The sequence below is a fragment of the Streptomyces sp. MA5143a genome (assembly GCF_900290235.1).
Lineage (GTDB): Bacteria > Actinomycetota > Actinomycetes > Streptomycetales > Streptomycetaceae > Streptomyces.
Map to the genome: position 1 here is coordinate 60,617 of NZ_OLMK01000125.1, position 16,005 is coordinate 76,621.

15 protein-coding genes are annotated in these 16,005 nt (G+C 72.8%); 9 read left to right on the forward strand and 6 right to left on the reverse strand.

The features are described from left to right. The first annotated feature begins 1 nt into the window (after position 1). Positions 2-544: a hypothetical protein gene (locus SMA5143A_RS39360; RefSeq protein WP_107467589.1), complete on the forward strand. Its 543-nt coding sequence runs from the start codon at positions 2-4 to the stop codon at positions 542-544. Here SMA5143A_RS39360 and SMA5143A_RS39365 read toward each other — a convergent pair. After that, positions 535-1,449, reverse strand: coding sequence for an SDR family oxidoreductase (locus tag SMA5143A_RS39365; protein WP_107467590.1), 915 nt, complete (start codon positions 1,447-1,449; stop codon positions 535-537). The genes SMA5143A_RS39360 and SMA5143A_RS39365 overlap by 10 nt on opposite strands. Positions 1,450-1,599: 150 nt before the next feature. Here SMA5143A_RS39365 and SMA5143A_RS39370 point away from each other — a divergent pair, with 150 nt between their 5' ends. Continuing rightward, positions 1,600-2,451: a PP2C family protein-serine/threonine phosphatase gene (locus tag SMA5143A_RS39370; protein WP_107467591.1), complete on the forward strand. Its 852-nt coding sequence runs from the start codon at positions 1,600-1,602 to the stop codon at positions 2,449-2,451. Positions 2,452-3,046: 595 nt separating this feature from the next. Here SMA5143A_RS39370 and SMA5143A_RS39375 read toward each other — a convergent pair. Then, entirely contained in the window at positions 3,047-3,676 is a 630-nt protein-coding gene (locus SMA5143A_RS39375) for an MBL fold metallo-hydrolase (protein ID WP_107467592.1), read from the reverse strand. Beyond that, positions 3,676-4,764, reverse strand: coding sequence for an S-(hydroxymethyl)mycothiol dehydrogenase (locus tag SMA5143A_RS39380; RefSeq protein ID WP_107467593.1), 1,089 nt, complete (start codon positions 4,762-4,764; stop codon positions 3,676-3,678). The genes SMA5143A_RS39375 and SMA5143A_RS39380 overlap by 1 nt, the downstream gene beginning before the upstream one ends. 343 nt (positions 4,765-5,107) lie before the next feature. Between SMA5143A_RS39380 and SMA5143A_RS39385 the strand changes: the two genes are divergently transcribed. Both SMA5143A_RS39385 and SMA5143A_RS39390 read left to right on the forward strand, forming a co-directional pair. Then, positions 5,108-6,598 carry an MBL fold metallo-hydrolase gene (locus SMA5143A_RS39385; protein ID WP_107467594.1) on the forward strand — a complete coding sequence of 497 codons (1,491 nt, stop codon included), beginning with the start codon at positions 5,108-5,110 and terminating at the stop codon, positions 6,596-6,598. Then, complete coding sequence (locus SMA5143A_RS39390; RefSeq protein ID WP_107467595.1) at positions 6,595-7,341, forward strand: sulfite exporter TauE/SafE family protein; 747 nt, start codon at positions 6,595-6,597, stop codon at positions 7,339-7,341. The genes SMA5143A_RS39385 and SMA5143A_RS39390 overlap by 4 nt, the downstream gene beginning before the upstream one ends. A gap of 115 nt (positions 7,342-7,456) precedes the next feature. Here SMA5143A_RS39390 and SMA5143A_RS39395 read toward each other — a convergent pair whose 3' ends face one another. After that, on the reverse strand, positions 7,457-7,744 hold the full coding sequence (locus SMA5143A_RS39395; protein WP_055524155.1) for a metal-sensitive transcriptional regulator: 288 nt from the start codon (positions 7,742-7,744) through the stop codon (positions 7,457-7,459). A gap of 70 nt (positions 7,745-7,814) precedes the next feature. Between SMA5143A_RS39395 and SMA5143A_RS39400 the strand changes: the two genes are divergently transcribed. Both SMA5143A_RS39400 and SMA5143A_RS39405 read left to right on the forward strand, forming a co-directional pair. Beyond that, entirely contained in the window at positions 7,815-8,426 is a 612-nt protein-coding gene (locus SMA5143A_RS39400; RefSeq protein WP_107467596.1) for a rhodanese-like domain-containing protein, read from the forward strand. A gap of 112 nt (positions 8,427-8,538) precedes the next feature. Continuing rightward, positions 8,539-10,311: an ABC transporter ATP-binding protein gene (locus tag SMA5143A_RS39405; RefSeq protein ID WP_107467597.1), complete on the forward strand. Its 1,773-nt coding sequence runs from the start codon at positions 8,539-8,541 to the stop codon at positions 10,309-10,311. Here the strand turns inward: SMA5143A_RS39405 and SMA5143A_RS39410 are convergent. Further along, positions 10,299-11,759 (reverse strand): aldehyde dehydrogenase family protein, encoded by a 1,461-nt coding sequence (locus SMA5143A_RS39410; protein WP_107467598.1) that lies wholly within the window; start codon positions 11,757-11,759, stop codon positions 10,299-10,301. The two genes, SMA5143A_RS39405 and SMA5143A_RS39410, sit on opposite strands and share 13 nt — an antisense overlap. A gap of 264 nt (positions 11,760-12,023) precedes the next feature. Here SMA5143A_RS39410 and SMA5143A_RS39415 point away from each other — a divergent pair, with 264 nt between their 5' ends. After that, on the forward strand, positions 12,024-12,389 hold the full coding sequence (locus tag SMA5143A_RS39415; protein WP_107467599.1) for a nuclear transport factor 2 family protein: 366 nt from the start codon (positions 12,024-12,026) through the stop codon (positions 12,387-12,389). Between the two features lie 86 nt (positions 12,390-12,475). Continuing rightward, positions 12,476-13,705: a glycosyltransferase gene (locus SMA5143A_RS39420; protein WP_107467607.1), complete on the forward strand. Its 1,230-nt coding sequence runs from the start codon at positions 12,476-12,478 to the stop codon at positions 13,703-13,705. A gap of 147 nt (positions 13,706-13,852) precedes the next feature. Here the strand turns inward: SMA5143A_RS39420 and SMA5143A_RS39425 are convergent, their stop codons facing one another. Then, on the reverse strand, positions 13,853-14,515 hold the full coding sequence (locus SMA5143A_RS39425; protein WP_107467600.1) for a TetR/AcrR family transcriptional regulator: 663 nt from the start codon (positions 14,513-14,515) through the stop codon (positions 13,853-13,855). Positions 14,516-14,720: 205 nt separating this feature from the next. On the opposite strand from SMA5143A_RS39425, the gene SMA5143A_RS39430 reads away from it, so the two are divergent. Then, positions 14,721-15,992, forward strand: a complete 1,272-nt coding sequence (locus SMA5143A_RS39430) for a YncE family protein (protein WP_107467601.1) — start codon at positions 14,721-14,723, stop codon at positions 15,990-15,992. The last annotated feature ends 13 nt before the right edge of the window (positions 15,993-16,005 follow it).

The window sequence follows — 16,005 nt, forward strand, 5'->3', positions numbered from 1 at the left end:
CATGTCAACGTTCATCCAGCAACTCCCGGCGCTGCTGGGCGTGGTGATAGGCGCGCTCGGCTCGTACCTCGTCGTCATGCGGGGCGATCAGGTCCGCTTCCGCCGCGAGCAGGCCGCGCGGTGGGAGGAGCGGCGCCTCACGGTGTACGCGGACTGGGCCCGATCCCTGAAGCAATCCGTCACCCTGGCCTACCGGGTCGCCTCCCACTTCGGGAACGACCCCCATCCCCACCCGCTGCCCCCGGAGGAGGCCGCGTCTCTCCAGGCGGAGGCGACCGTCGCCCGAGATCCGTCGGGGGAGGCGCTCTTGCTGCTCGGCAGCCCGGAGGTCGTGGACAGGGCGCGAGCCTGGGTCGTCGTGGTGCTGGAGATGGAGGAGTTCCTCCGTGCCGGGAGGCGTGACCCCGGCGCCTGGCAGGTCCTGTTGGACCGTCAGCGCGCCGGACGTGAGGGCTACTACTCCGCCGTACGGGCGGATCTCGCGCTCCCGCCGGGGCATTCGGCGCGCTGGCGGATGCCTGTGGCCCCCGGGGGTCAGCGGTAGCCGGTGGTGTCGGCCGGCTTGTCTGCGTCCTGGACCTCCACCAAATAGCGCCAGGCGTCCGGGCGGCTGCCGTCCAGGTCGGTGAAGCCGTACACCTGGGCGAGGCCGCCGCTGGAGAGGGACGTGCCGTTGTGGCGGGCGACGTCGGGGTCGGCGGCGAGGGCGGCGACGGCCCGGCCGACGTAGCGCGGGGTCTCGGAGATGGCGAAGTGGGGGACGGTGTCCAGGGCGTCGCGCCAGTTGTCCTCGGTGACGCCGTAGATGTCGAGCATCATCTCCGAGCGGAGCCAGCCCGGGGTGAGGGCCACGGCCGTGGCACCGCGCGGGCCCAGTTCATGCCCCAGGGCGAACGCCATGCGCAGCACCGCGGCCTTGGCGAGGTCGTAGAAGAAGGAGACGCGGTAGGTGTCGCGGTTGTAGTCGGCGGTGCCGTCGGTCATCTCCACGACCAGGCCGCCCGGGTGGCGCAGCAGCAGCGGCAGCGCGTGGTGGCTGGTGATCGCGTGGGTGTCCACGGCGAGCCGCAGCAGCCGCAGCCCGTTGTCGAGGTCGTGCTCCCAGACCGGGGCCTCCCAGTCGAAGAGTTTCTCGCCGCCCCAGATGTCGTTGACCAGGACGTCGAGCCTGCCCTGCTCCTTGTCGATCCGGTCCACCAGGGCCTTCACCTGCGCCGGTTCGAGGTGGTCCGTGGGAACGGCGATGCCCTGCCCCCCGGCCTCGGTGACCAGGTCGGCCGTGTCCTCGATGGTCTCGGGACGGTCGTACTCCGACCGCCGCTGCCGTGTGCTGCGTCCCGTCACGTACACCGTCGCCCCGGCCGCGCCCAGCTCGACCGCGATCCCGCGCCCCGCCCCGCGTGAGGCTCCCGCCACCAGCGCGACCTTGCCGTCCAACGGCTTCACCATGTCCGACCTCCTGTGCGTACGACTGCCACCATGGCCGACGTCGGGTGTGCCCCGGCGTCCTCGACACGAGCCTTCCCGAGAAGCCGGACATCTTCTGTCGCCTTTTCTCGCTTTTCCGTGCCGGGTGGCGCCTGGCAGGATGCGCGGATCATGGACGAGACGGCATCTTGCGGACGGTGTGGAGGAACGGTCGCCCCCGACGGGCACTGCTGGGACTGCGGTGCGGCCCAGGTCGCCTTCCGGGCGCACGTGGAGATCGAGACGGACAGCGGTGCGGCCGGGGTGAGCGACCGTGGACGACGGCGCGAGATCAACGCGGACGCGATGGCGCTGGTGACCCGCGGGGCGTGGACGGCCGGTGTCGTCTGCGACGGCGTGTCGATGGCACCGCGCGCCGAACGGGCCGCCCGGGTCGCGGCCGAGGTGGGTGTCACCGCACTGGCGGGGCTGCTGGAGTCCGGTGTCCTGCCGGAGGTCGCGCTCGTCGAGGCGGCCGGTCGCGCGGGGCGGGCGGTCGCCGGACTGGCGGACACGGGGTCGGCGCAGACCGGGGAGCGGGGAGGGGTCGGCCCTGCGTGCACCTGGGTGGCGGGCGTCGTGGGACCGGAGGGCCTGTGGAGCGGCTCGGTGGGGGACAGCCGCGCCTATTGGCTGCCTGACGAGGGAACCGGGATGAAGCTCACCGAGGACGACACGGGCGACCTGGAGGCCCTCACCGCGTGGCTGGGCGCCGACGCGGACGAACCCGTACCGCACGTACGGAGCTATCGGCCGGCGTGTGCGGGCCGACTGCTGCTGTGCACCGACGGACTGTGGCGCCATCTGCCGGACGCGGCCGCACTCAGGGCGGTGCTGCGCGCGGCCGACCCACTCGACGGTGCACGGGCCTTGGTGTCGTACGCCTTGGAGGCCGGCGGCCAGGACAACATCACCGCGCTCGTCGTCCCGGTGTCGGCGGCGACGGGTTGCGACGGGTTGAGGGTGACGGCGGCGACGGGCTGAGGGTTTCGGCGACGAGGGCTGCGAGGGACGCCAGCGAAGGGCCGGCAGGAACAGCAGCGGTCACGGGAGCCCGGCCGACACGCGCGGAGCCGAGCTGATACGCCACCGGGCCGAGCCGATGCGCCACCGGGCCGACTGGTACGCCGCCGGGCCGCTGTGGAGGCGCGCCGAGCCCGGCCGGCACCAAGCCACGCCGACGGCGCCACGCCGGGCCGCCACGCCGGGTCGGGCCGACCGTCGACGCGCCTCGAACCGCGCCGGCCGTCTACGAACCGCGAACCGGGCGGGCCGACGCCGGGCGAACGGGCGGACGGGCGGACGGGCGGACGGGCGGACGGGCGGACGGCAGTCGACTCGATGCCCAGCCCGGCCGACATGCCTCCGGTCCGACCGGTGCCGCCAAGCCGGACGTCCCCACGCCACTCGCCTACCCACCCAGACGCCCGACCGCCCGACCGCCCGACCGCCCGACGGGACAGTGCCGAGGTAACGCCGACACCGCCTCCCCTCCCCCACCTCACCTCCGCCTCAGCCCCGCCGGTGCCGGCCGCCATGCCTTCGCGGCGGCCGGCACCGGCGCAGGGGGCGGTGGTGGTCAGTGGCCTCGGTCGAGCCACTCCTGGAGGTTCGGGGCCTCGGCCCCGATGGTCGTGCTGTCGCCGTGCCCCGTGCGGACGACCGTGTCCGGCGGCAGGGCCAGCAGGCGGTCGCGGATGGAGTCGATGATGGTCGGGAAGTCGCTGTACGACCTGCCCGTCGCGCCCGGTCCGCCCGCGAAGAGGGTGTCGCCGGTGAAGACCGTGCCGAGGCCCGGATCGTAGAGGCACACCGCGCCCGGCGCGTGACCCGGGGTGTGCAGGACCGTGAGGTCGGCGCCGGCCGTCTCGATGACCTGGCCGTCGGCGAGCCAGTGGTCGGGCTGCCGGTCGGGGTGGGTCTGCTTCCACAGCGGCATGTCGTCGGGGTGGAGCCAGATCGGGGCGCCGGTGCGCTCGGCGAGGGCGGGCGCGGCGTCGATGTGGTCGTTGTGGGCGTGGGTGCAGATGATGGCCGTCAGCCTGCGGTCGCCGATGGCCTCGGCGATGGCGTCGGCGTCGTGGGCGGCGTCGATGACGACGACCTCGCGGTCGTCGCCGACGAGCCACACGTTGTTGTCGACGTCCCAGGTACCGCCGTCCAGACTGAACGTGCCGGACGTGACGAGATGTTCGATCCGCGCGGTCATCAGAGCGTCACCACCGAACGCAGGACGTCCCCGGCGTGCATCCGTTCGAAGGCCTTCTCCACGTCGTCGAGTCCGATGGTCTCGGTGACGAACGCCTCCAGGTCCAGGCGGCCCTGGAGGTAGAGGTTGATCAGCATGGGGAAGTCACGGTCGGGCAGGCAGTCGCCGTACCAGGAGGACTTCAGGGCGCCGCCGCGGCCGAACACGTCGAGCAGCGGGAGTTCCAGCTTCACGTCGGGCGTGGGGACGCCGACGAGGACGACCGTGCCGGCGAGGTCGCGGGCGTAGAAGGCCTGCTGGTAGGTCTCGGGGCGGCCCACCGCCTCGATGACGACGTCGGCGCCGAAACCACCGGTCAGCTCGCGGATCGCCTCGACGGGGTCGGTCTCACGGGAGTTGACGGTGTGGGTGGCGCCGATCCGCTTGGCCGTGGTCAGCTTCCGGTCGTCGATGTCGACGGCGATGATCTTCTCGGCGCCGGCCAGCAGGGACCCGGCGATGGCCGCGTCCCCCACACCGCCGCAGCCGATGACGGCGACGCTGTCGCCGCGGCCCACGTTGCCGGTGTTGATGGCCGCGCCGATACCCGCCATGACCCCGCAGCCCAGCAGACCGGCGACCGCCGGGGAGGCGGCCGGGTCGACCTTGGTGCACTGCCCGGCGGCGACGAGCGTCTTCTCGGCGAACGCGCCGATACCGAGGGCGGGCGACAGCTCCTGGCCGGTGGAGGCGAGAGTCATCTTCTGGCCGGCGTTGTGCGTGGCGAAGCAGTACCAGGGCCGGCCGCGTCGACAGGCACGGCAATTGCCGCACACGGCACGCCAGTTGAGGATCACGAAGTCGCCGGGCGCGACGTCCGTGACGCCCTCGCCGACCGACTCCACCACGCCCGCCGCCTCATGGCCGAGCAGGAAGGGGAAGTCGTCGTTGATGCCGCCCTGCTTGTAGTGGAGGTCGGTGTGGCACACCCCGCACGCCTGTACCTTCACCACGGCCTCCCCGGGCCCCGGATCGGGCACGACGATCGTCTCGATCCGCACCGGTTCGTTCTTGCCCGGTGCGATCACGCCGCGTACTTCCTGCGCCATGGTGAACCCTTCCGTCGTTCCGTACGGACGGTCTCCCGTCCACGGCCACCCTACGGACCGACCAGCGGGTAGGCCCGCACGTCCCGGCGGATCCCTGGCCGAAAAGCTCGCCCGCGACGTACGCGCGGTGCCCCGCTCCCCGACCACCGTCCAGGTCGTCCCGTGCGGCTCCCCAGCCACCACCGGGCCCCTTCAGCCGTTCCCGGACCGCCCCCGAGCCCCGACCCCGAGCTCTCCGCATACCCCCCTGGGTATTTCTGCTACCGTTGCGGTCATACCCCCGGGGGTACTTCACCCGCGGGTTCTCAGGCATCTGCCGCCGTACGAGGAGAGGAGCACCGCCGTGTACTTCGTCGACACGATCGAGGTGCCGGGGCTGGGCAACCGCAGCTATCTGGCGGGTGGTCCGCAGGGCGCCGTGGTGGTCGATCCGCCGCGCGACATCGACCGGATGATCACGGCCGCGGCCCGGCGGGGCACGCGGATCGCGTACGTCGTCGAGACCCACGTGCACAACGACTACGTCACCGGTGGCCCGGAGTTGGCCCGGCTGACCGGCGCCGCGTACCTGGTGCCCGCCGGGGCGCGCGTCGGCTACGAACGGGTGCCGGTGCACGACGGGGACACGGTGAAGATCGACGCGGAACTGACCCTGCGCGCGGTGGCCACCCCGGGCCACACCCCGCACCACACCGCGTACGTGCTGGAGGAGGGTGGCCGGGCGGTGGCCGCGTTCACCGGTGGGTCCCTGCTCATCGGCACGGTCGGCCGCCCGGATCTGGTCGAGCCACGACTGACCGGTGAGCTGGCCCGCGCGCAGCACGCCTCGGTGCGCCGGCTCGCCGACGCGCTGCCCGACGAGACGGCCGTGCTGCCCACGCACGGTTTCGGCAGCTTCTGTTCCGCCGGGCGGGCGCCGGGCGGGGCGACGACCGTCGGGCACGAGCGGGTCACCAACGAGGCGCTGGTCAAGGACGTCGAGACGTTCGTCGCCGATCTCCTGGCCGACCTCGACGACGTTCCCGCGTACTACGCGCAGATGGGCCCCGTGAACGCGCGCGGTCCCGCCCCGGTGGACCTGACGCCGCCCGCCCCGGCGGACGCGGAGGAGATCGCCGCCAGGCTGGCGGCGGGCGAATGGGTCGTGGATCTGCGCAACCGCGTCGCGTTCGCTCAGGGGCATGTGGCCGGGGCGGTGAACTTCGAGGCGGAGGGACAGCTCGCCACGTATCTGGCGTGGCTGCTGCCGTGGGGCAGGCCGGTGACGCTGCTCGCCGCGTCGCCCGAGCAACTCGCCTCAGCACAGCGGGAGTTGGTGCGGGTCGGGATCGACCGGCCGGTGGCGGCGGCGACCGGCTCCCCGAGCGACTGGCTGCGCGAGGGGGAGAGTCCGCGCTCCTTCCCGCGCGGCACGTTCGCCGACCTGGCGCGGGTCCACGGCGTCGAGGGGACCGTCGTCCTGGACGTCCGGCGCGACTCCGAGCGCGCCGGCGGCCATGTCGCGGGCTCCCTGCACATCCCCGTGCATCAGCTGCGCGAACGGCTCCCCGAGATACCCGGCGGCACGATCTGGGTCCACTGCGCCGGAGGCATGCGGGCCGCCATCGCCGCCTCCGTCCTCGACGCGGCCGGCCACCGGGTCGTCGCCGTGGACGACGCCTTCGACAACGCGGCCGCGGCGGGTCTGCCGATGGCCGAGGCCACCGGGGCACGGACGTCCACGCAGCGCCCCGCCCACTCCGGCCGTACGGGCTCGGACTCCGCGGAGCGTGCCGCTGCGGACCGCCGCCCGGTGCTCCCCGCCTCCGCTTCGGCGGGTGTCCCGTCGGCATGAGCGGTCTCGCTCTCGCCCTGCTCGCCGGGGGTGTGATCGGGGTGGCGCTCGGGGCGCTGGGCGGCGGGGGGAGTGTGCTCGCCGTGCCCGCGCTGATCTATCTGCTGGGGTTCGCGCCGGCCGCGGCCACCACCGCGAGTCTGGTGATCGTCACGTTCACCTCGGCGACCGCGCTGGCCGCGCACGCCCGGTCGGGCGCGGTCCGCTGGCGCGGCGGAATGCTCTTCGCGGCGGCCGGACTGGTGCCCTCGGCGCTCGGCGGGGCGCTCACCGCGCATCTGCCCGCCGGACTGCTGACCGTGGCGTTCGCCCTGGTCGCCGGCCTCGCCGCCCATCGGATGCTGCGCCCCTCGGCCACACGCCGGGCGGAGTCGACCGTACGGGCGAGCCGGGTCGCCGCGTCCGGCGCGGGGCTCGGCGCGGTCACCGGTGTCCTCGGCGTCGGCGGCGGCTTCCTCGCCGTACCGGCCCTGGTGAACGTGGTGGGGCTGCGGATGCGCGACGCGGTCGGCACCAGTCTGCTCGTGATCACCGTGAACTCGCTGGCCGCGCTGGCCGCCCGCGCCGGGACGAGCACGCACCTCGACTGGGCGGTCGTCGCCCCCTTCACGGGGGCCGCGGTCCTCGGCGCGTGGGACGGCAGACGGCTGGCGGGCAAGGTCTCCGGGGACACCCTGCGGCGCGTCTTCGCCTGGGCGCTCCTGGCGATGGCCACACTCATGCTCGTCGACGCGCTCACCTGACCCGGGAGTCCTAGGCACCCCCACCGGCCGAAGAACCGCGCACCCCCCGAGCCACCAGGCGCTCCGCCCCGAACCCGACGGGCGCGTGTGGGGCGCCGCCCTTGGCCCCCACCCCTCACGCCAGCGACAGGAACAGCTTCTCCAGTCGCGCCCGCATCTGCTCCGTCGTCTCCCCGTTCCGCTCGTTCTTCTCGGAATCGGTGAGGCACTGCTGCAGACCGGTGGCGATGATCGCGAATCCGGCCCGGTCGAGCGCCCGGGAGGCCGCGGCGAGCTGGGTGACGACGTCCTCGCAGTCGCGTCCCTCCTCGATCATCTTGATCACCCCGGAGATCTGCCCCTGCGCCCGGCGCAGCCGGTTGAGCACCGACTTGAGCTCATCGCCCTCGAACTGCAACTCCACGACCGACCCACTTCCTCTACATACCCTTGGGGGTATTTTACCGCCCCCTCAGGAAAGGATCGCAGGACCCATGGCCACTCCTCTCACTCCCTCCCACACTCCCTCCACTCCTCGCCGCCTCACCGTCCGTGAGGTCCGGGCGCGCCTGACGGAGCTGACCGTCGTAGACGTCCGTACGCCCGGCGAGTACGCCTCCGGGCATCTGCCCGGCGCCCTGAACGTGCCGCTCGACCGGCTGGAGCGGGCCCTGCCCGCGCTGAGGACCGCCGGAGGCGAGGTGCTGATCGTCTGCCGGTCGGGCGCGCGGTCCGCGAAGGCGTGCGCCCTGCTGGCCGGGCACGGCATCGTGACGGCCGACCTGACCGGCGGTACGACCGCGTGGGCGGCCGACGGCCATGAGCTGCACCGCCCGGCCGGGGCCGCCCGGCCCACCTGGGCGATGGAGCGTCAGGTCCGCTTCACCGCCGGCGCGCTGGTCCTGGTGGGCCTCGCGCTCGGCCTGCTCCACCCGGCCTGGCAGCTGCTCTCGGCGGGCATCGCGGGCGGTCTCGTCGTCTCGGCGCTCACCGACACCTGTGGGATGGCCGCGGTGCTGGCGAGGTTGCCGCACAACCGCCCGCGCGCCGCCGACCTCGACACGACGCTCACCGCACTGGCGGCGTCCGGCCCGCGGGAGCGGTGAAAGAGGCGGAAACGGCGTCGTCGAAAAGGCGTTCACGGTGCCACTCACCCCCGACGTAGGCTGAAGCTCCGCGCCCGGTCCCCACTCCCCGACCGACCTGCCGAGGAGCGTCGTGAGCACGACTGACCCCCAGGCCGAGCAGCAGCCCAACTGGCGGCTGCTGCTCGGCTATGTACGGCCCCATCGCTGGGCACTTCTGCTGGGCGCACTGCTGTCCCTGGTCACCGGGGCGACCGGGCTCGCCCTGCCCCTGGTCGCCCGTGAACTGATCGACGACCTGTCCCACGACCGTGCCATCACCTGGGCGCTGCTGCTGATGTCCGCGCTGGTCGTGGGCAACGCGGCGGTGGGCGCCATGGGTTCGTACGTGCTGCGGCGCACCGCCGAGTCGGTGGTGCTGGGTGCGCGGCGCACCCTGTCGTCGTATCTGCTGCGGCTGCGGATCACCGCGGTGGACCGCAGCGAGCCGGGCGACCTGATGGCCCGTATCACCTCGGACACCACCCTGTTGCGCGAGGTCACCACCGACACCCTCGTGGGCCTCGGCACCGGCGGGCTCACCCTCGTCGCGACGGTGGTGCTGATGGGGTTCGTCGACCCGGTGCTGCTGGCCGTGACCCTGGGCGTGATCCTCGGCGCGGGGGTGGTGTTCGGTGTGATCGTGCCGCGCATCAACCGGGCCAGCCGGGCGGCGCAGGACGCGGTCGGGGCGATGGGCGCCTCGCTGGAGCGGATCCTCGGCGCGCTGCGCACGGTGAAGGCGTCCGGCGCCGAGCACCGCGAGGAGGAGACCGTGCACGCGGCGGCCGAGGAGTCGTGGCGGCAGAGCGTACGGGCCGCCAAGTGGTCGGCGGCCGCGGGCAACACGGCGGGGCTCGCCATGCAGATCGCCTTCATCACGGTGCTGGCGGTGGGTGGCGCCCGCGTCGCCACCGGCGCGATCGACGTGGGCACACTGGTGGCGTTCCTGCTGTACGTGTTCTATCTGATGTCGCCGATCCAGCAGGTCGTGGGCGCCATCACCCAGTACCAGACCGGTGCCGCCGCGCTCGCCCGCATCCAGGAGGCGCTGCGGCTGCCCGCCGAGCCGGCCGCCCGGCCCGCGCCGCTGCCGGGCCCGGACACCGAGCCGGCCGCGGTCGCCTTCGCCGACGTCCGCTTCCGGTACGCCGACGACCTGCCGTATGTGCACCACGGGGTGACGTTCGAGGTCCCGGCGCGGGGGATGACGGCGTTCGTCGGGCCCTCGGGCGCGGGCAAGACCACGGTGTTCTCGCTCATCGAGCGGTTCTACGACCCGGAGGCGGGTGTCATCACGGTCGACGGCCGGGAGGTCACCACGTGGGAGCTGCCCCGGCTGCGGGCGGCGATCGGCTATGTGGAGCAGGACGCGCCGGTGCTGTCCGGCACCCTGCGGGACAACCTGCTGCTGGGCAACCCCGAGGCGGACGAGGGTGAACTCGGCCGGGTGCTGAAGACGACCCGGCTGGACGGCCTGGTCGCCAAGCTGCCGCAGGGTCTGGAGACACTGGTCGGCCACCGAGGCACCAAGCTGTCCGGGGGTGAGCGCCAGCGCGTCGCCATCGCCCGCGCGCTGCTGCGGCGCCCGCGTCTGCTGCTGCTCGACGAGGCGACCAGCCAGCTGGACGCGGTCAACGAGGCGGCGCTGCGGGACACGGTCGCCGACGTGGCGCGGACGACGACGGTGCTGGTGGTGGCGCACCGGCTGTCGACGGTGACGATGGCCGACCGCATCGTGGTCATGGACGCCGGGCGGGTCCGCGCGGTCGGCACCCACCGGGAACTGGTGGCCGCCGACCCGCTGTACGCGGAGTTGGCGGCCACACAGTTCCTGGCGTCCGACCCGGTGGCTCAGAACGGGTAGTGCGCCTGCTGGGTGGACATGGTCACCCAGCGGGTGTTCGAGAAGGCCTCGATGCCCCAGCGGCCGCCGAACCGCCCGTAGCCGGAGGCCTTCACACCGCCGAAGGGCACCTGGGGCTCGTCGGCCACGGACTGGTCGTTGATGTGCACGATGCCGGTGCGGATCCGGCGGGCGACGGCCAGGCCGTGGGTGGCGTTCTCCGTGATGATGCCGCAGCTCAGGCCGTTGTCGGTGTCGTTGGCGAGCTTCACGGCGATGTCGTCCTCGGCGAACGTCTCCAGGACGCAGAGCGGGCCGAAGGACTCGGCGTAGTACAGGTCGGCGTCCTTGGGGACGTCGGTGAGCACGGTCGCCGGGTGCACCGCGCCCTCGGGCCGGCCGCCCCCGGTGAGGACGGTGGCGCCCTTGGCGACCGCGTCCTGCACCAGCGCCGCGATCCGCTCGGCGGCGGACGCGGTCACCAGGGGCCCGACCACGGTGTGCGGGTGGCCGGGGTCGCCGGCGCGCAGGGTGGCGACCTTGGCGGTGAACTTCTGCGCGAACTCCTCGGCCAGCGACTCGTGGACGAGGATCCGGTCGCCGGACATGCAGATCTGCCCGGCGTTCATGAAGACGCTGAAGGTGACGGCGTCGACCGCGTAGTCCACGTCGGCGTCGTCGAGGACGATGACCGCGTTCTTGCCGCCCAACTCCAGGACGGCGGGCTTGAGATGGCGGGCCGCGTGCTCGCCGATGATCCGTCCGACGTTGGTGGAGCCGGTGAAGTTCACCGCGCGCACCCGCTCGTCGGAGATCAGTGCCTCGGCGATCTCGGCCGCGTCCTCGGGCGCGTTGGTGATCACGTTGAGGACGCCGTCGGGCAGGCCGGCCTCCCGGAACACGTCGGCGACGAGCAGGCCGCAGGCGATGGGCGCGTCCTCGCTGGGCTTGACGACGACGGTGTTGCCTGCGGCCAGCGGCGCCGCGACGGCCCGTACGCCGAGGATGACGGGCGCGTTCCACGGCGCGAACGCCGCGACCACGCCGAGCGGTTCACGGACGGCGAGGCTCAGCGCGCCCTCCTTCTGGGAGCTGAGCACCTCGCCGCGCGGGGCGGTGATCGCGGCGGCCGCCTCGCGCAGGATGTTGGCGGCGAGCATCACGTTGAACAGCGCCCAGGGGCGGGTGCCGCCCGCCTCCCGCGCCATGATCTCGGCGACCTGCTCGCCCCGGGCCTCCAGCAGCTCGGCGGCCTTGAAGAAGACGGCCCGCCGGGCGAAGGGGGCGAGGGACGCCCAGTCCTCGAACGCCGCGTCGGCGGCGTCCACGGCGCGCCGGACGTCCTCCGGACCGGCCGCGGCGACCGTCGCGTACACCTCCCCGGTGTACGGCTCGAAGTCCTCGGTGGTGCGGCCGGACGCGGCGGGCACGTCCTTGCCGCCGATCAGAAGGTCACGGGTTATGGCCATGGCGCGGCTTCCTCGGGGGTACGGTCGACGACGGTACGGGAGGGGCGAAATCCCACCCGTTGTTCGTAAAGTGAAGATCACTTCACGTTACACACTCGTGATGCTCTGTCGGGGTCCCGGGAAAGTCAAGGACCCCGCCGCGGGGACGGCGCGCGCCGGGCCCGTCAGCGCTTGCCTGGTTCCGCCCGGCGGAGGAGCCTCGATAGCAGGAGCCCCTCGCGGCCCGCTCCCCCGCCGGGCCGCGGCCTTCCAAGGAGGTCAGCCATGGCTACCGCGGCAAGCCCCGCCTTCGACACCGACATGCTGCGCCGAGGCACCGAGCAGGCGGACGCGTCGACCCTGCTGTCGCTCTACGCCGACGACGCCGAGATGCGCGTCGTCGACCACAACACCCAGCCCAGTCACCCCAAGGTGCTGCACGGCCGCGGGGAGATCGGCGCGATGCTGGAGGACGTCTGTAGCAGGGACATGACGCACAAGATGGAGCAGTGCGTCGTCCAGGGCGACCAGGTCGCCTACACCGAGTCCTGCGAGTACCCGGACGGTGTGCGGGTCCTGGCCAGCTCGATGATCACGCTGCGCGACGGCAAGATCGTCGACCACACGCTGCTCCAGGCCTGGGACGAGTAACCAGAGGCGGTTTCGCGTCATCGCGGGCCGTCCGCCTGCTCCGGAGCGGTCGCGCGGCCATACTGGCCTGCGTGCGCGTAGCGATCATGACGGCGGGTTCCCGGGGCGACGTGGCCCCGTACACCGGGTTGGGGCACGGGCTGGTGCGGGCCGGGCACGAGGTCACCCTCGTGACGCACGACCGCTTCCGGCCGCTCGTGGCGGGCTCGGGGGTCGGTTTCCACGCGCTGCCCGTGGATCCGCGGGCCGAGCTCAAGTCGGAGCGCGGGCGGAGGCTGCACCGCAGCACCACGGGCGCCGGGAAGCTGCTGCGCGCGGTGGACATGGCCCGTGACGCCGTCGGGCGGATGGCCGACGACCTGGTGGCCGCCGCCCGCACCAGCGACGCCCTGCTGCTGGCCGGCACGCTCGCCCCGTTCGGGCACACGGTCGCCGAGGCACTGTCGGTGCCGAGCTTCGGTGTGAACCTCCAGCCGCTGGCACCGACCGGCGCGTTCGCGCCCCCGATGACCGGGGTGCGGTCCTGGGGGCCCGTCCTCAACCGGGCAGGCGGGCACGCGGTGAACCTCGCCGTGGAGTGGATCTTCACGGAGGAGGTGCGCAGGCTGCGGGCCGCGTACGGGCTCCCGCGCACCGGGCGGATCGCGGCGCACCGGGCCCGGGAACGGCAGGGGTGGACGGTGTTCCACGGGTTCAGCGCGCGGGTGGTGCCCCGGCCGGGCGACTGGCGGCACGGGCTGGACGTCACCGGGTACTGGTGGCCGTACGACCGCGAGGACCGGCTGCCCTCGGACGTGCTGGACTTCCTCGACTCCGGGCCCGCCCCGGTGTTCGTGGGGCTCGGCAGCGCGACCGTGCCGGACGCCGAGCGGATGAGCGGCCAGGTCGTACGGGCGCTGCGGGCGGCCGGGCTGCGCGGGGTGATCCAGCGTGGCTGGGGCGAACTGCGGGGCGAGGGCGACGACATGCTGACCATCGGCGAGGTGCCGCACTCGCTGCTCTTCCCCCGGATGGCCGCGGTCGTGCACCACGCGGGCGCCGGCACCACGGCGGCGGGCCTGCGCGCCGGTGTGCCCGCCGTGCCGGTCCCCGTCCAGTTCGACGAGGCGTTCTGGGCGGCCCGGCTCGTCGCGCTCGGGGTGTCGCCGGGAGCGGTGCCCCTGCGGGGCTTCACCGCGGACGCCCTGGCCGCGGCGCTGCGACGGGCGACCACCGACCCGTCGTACGCCCACCGCGCCCGGACCCTGTCGGAGGAGCTGGGAGCGGAGGACGGAGTGGCCCCGGTCCTGGAGGCGGTGAACCGGCTGTCGGCCTGAGCAGACGGATCGGTTACCGGGGGACGGGACCGCCGCGCACCGGCCCGACCCGCCGGCTGCCAACTGACCCCACCACGCCGCCCGGACCGCCGTCCCACCACGCTCGCCGGGCGGCGTCCGCCACACGGTGCCGCTCCGTCCGCCGTCTCAGGCACCGTCCGGGCGCCACCCCACCGGGCGGAGTATCCCCAGGAGCAGTCGGACCAGTTCGTCGACCACCTCGTCGAGGTCGGCGTCGACGTAGCCGGCCTGCCAGTCGTGGAGGAGGCCGTTGACGCTGCCGATGAAGGCCGTGGCGGCGAGGCGGTAGTCGCGGTGGGCGGCCTCCCCGCGGTCGGCGGCAGCGGCGGCCTCCGCGCAGAGGAAGTCGACCCAGCGGGAGCGACGTTCGAGACGCTGCCGCTCCAACCGGGGGCTCACGCCGATGATCTCGGTGAAGGTGATGCGCAACCGGCGAGGGTCCCCCGTCACGTTGGCGGCGTACGCGCGGAACGCGGCGGTGACCCGCTCGGCGACCGGCCGCCCCTCGGCCGTGGCGAGACCGGTGAGCGCGGCCTCCTCGGCCCAGTCGTTGACCTGGAGGTGGAGCGCGGCCAGCACGTCCTCCAGGGTGCGGAACTCCTCGTAGAACTGACGGGTCGACAGACCCGCCGCCTCGCTGAGGGCCGCGATCGTGGTGCCCCGGAATCCGGGGCTGTCGCCGAAGAGTTGGAGGCCCGCGTCGAGGAAGCGGCGCCGGCGCTCGGCCTGGCGCTCCTCGGCGGACCGTCCTCCGTAACGGCCGGTGGGCTGTTTGAGCCTGCCCGCCACGCTTCTCCTCCCGACACAGCGTCACCCGTTCGACGGTCGAACCGGCGCTTCCCCGATTTTGTCGCGTCCGTGGTCTTGTGGAGAACCACGCCCGTTCCTTACTTTCCAGTAAGTCAACTCTGAACGCTGCTGTATTCAGATTTTCCGCCCCGTTCTCTCCCCAGAGCCGCCTTGTCATGCCCCCAGCAAGCAGGAGGAACCAGCCATGATCCCCACCCCCGGCCCCCGTCGACGCCGGGCCCGTCACCTCGGTGCCGTGGCCGCCGCGCTCACCCTGACCGCCTCCGCCGCCGCGACCGCGTCCGCCGCCCCCGCGGCCGGCACAGCGGACCTGCGCGAGGTGATGTTCGTGGGCAACAACTGGGAGGGCACCGCCGATGTCATCAAGGGCTCCGGCGACTTCGCGAAGATCGGCCGGGTGAACGTCATCCCGGACAAGGCCCAGCGGATGGCGGAGATCAACGCCGACCCGATCAAGTGGATCGCCTTCATGACGATCCGCAACAGCGTGGGCGAGGGCCACGACCAGTTCGTGGACGACATGTACTCCACGCCCGACGGCTCGGCGATGGTCGTCTCCCGCCCCAGCTTCGCCGACGTCGTGTCGATCAACCTCACCACCGGCGCCATCAACTGGCGTTTCCCGGTGTCGGGTTTCCGCGCCGACCACATGGCGGTCTCGCCCGACGGCAAGCGGGTCGCGGTCTCGGCGTCGACCGGGAACACCGTGCACGTCCTGGACATCGTCACCGGCAAGCAGGTCGGTTCCTTCAAGACCGGCGACAAGCCGCACGAGAACATCTTCACGCGTGACGGCAAGTACATCTGGAACATGGCGATCGGCGACGTGAACACGCAGACCGACGCACCCTGGCTGGACTGGACGAAGGGCGACCGGAAGATCACCATCGCCGACGCGAACACGTTCCAGCAGGTCAAGGTGATCGACATGCGCGACCGGCTGAACGCGATCGGGCTGAACGACTACTCGGACGCCGTCCGCCCCGCCGCGTTCTCGCCCGACGAGACGAAGCTGTACTTCCAGGTGTCGTTCTTCAACGGCTTCTTCGAGTACGACATCGCCACGGACAAGATCACCCGGACCAAGACCCTGCCGAAGTCGCCGGGGGTCAGCGACGACCGCACCACCTTCGTCAACGACTCCCGTCACCACGGCCTCACGATGAAGCCGGACGGCACCAAGCTGTGCATCGCGGGGACGATGGACGACTACGCGACCGTCGTGGACCGCGCGACCCTCCAGGAAGGGCCGCTCGTCCCCGTCTCCAAGCCGTACTGGTCGACCGTCAGCGGCGACGGAAAGTCCTGTGTGGTCTCCGAGAGCGGCGCCGACCAGGTCACGGTGATCGACTTCGCCACAGGGAAGAAGACCTTGTCCGTGCCGGTCGGCGACCACCCGCAGCGGGTGCGCGTCGCGCAGGTGCCCGCCGGCTGGACCGGGACCTCCGCCCGCTGACCCTCCGCTAGGG

Bases quoted from the DNA above. Each gene is read 5' to 3' on its own strand.
- SMA5143A_RS39420 (WP_107467607.1), top strand. From the start codon at position 12,476: ATGACGGCGGGTTCCCGGGGCGACGTGGCCCCGTACACCGGGTTGGGG.
- SMA5143A_RS39430 (WP_107467601.1), top strand. From the start codon at position 14,721: ATGATCCCCACCCCCGGCCCCCGTCGACGCCGGGCCCGTCACCTCGGT.
- SMA5143A_RS39390 (WP_107467595.1), top strand. From the start codon at position 6,595: ATGAGCGGTCTCGCTCTCGCCCTGCTCGCCGGGGGTGTGATCGGGGTG.
- SMA5143A_RS39375 (WP_107467592.1), bottom strand. From the start codon at position 3,676: ATGACCGCGCGGATCGAACATCTCGTCACGTCCGGCACGTTCAGTCTG.
- SMA5143A_RS39360 (WP_107467589.1), top strand. From the start codon at position 2: ATGTCAACGTTCATCCAGCAACTCCCGGCGCTGCTGGGCGTGGTGATA.
- SMA5143A_RS39370 (WP_107467591.1), top strand. From the start codon at position 1,600: ATGGACGAGACGGCATCTTGCGGACGGTGTGGAGGAACGGTCGCCCCC.
- SMA5143A_RS39380 (WP_107467593.1), bottom strand. From the start codon at position 4,764: ATGGCGCAGGAAGTACGCGGCGTGATCGCACCGGGCAAGAACGAACCG.
- SMA5143A_RS39365 (WP_107467590.1), bottom strand. From the start codon at position 1,449: ATGGTGAAGCCGTTGGACGGCAAGGTCGCGCTGGTGGCGGGAGCCTCA.
- SMA5143A_RS39415 (WP_107467599.1), top strand. From the start codon at position 12,024: ATGGCTACCGCGGCAAGCCCCGCCTTCGACACCGACATGCTGCGCCGA.
- SMA5143A_RS39400 (WP_107467596.1), top strand. From the start codon at position 7,815: ATGGCCACTCCTCTCACTCCCTCCCACACTCCCTCCACTCCTCGCCGC.
- SMA5143A_RS39410 (WP_107467598.1), bottom strand. From the start codon at position 11,759: ATGGCCATAACCCGTGACCTTCTGATCGGCGGCAAGGACGTGCCCGCC.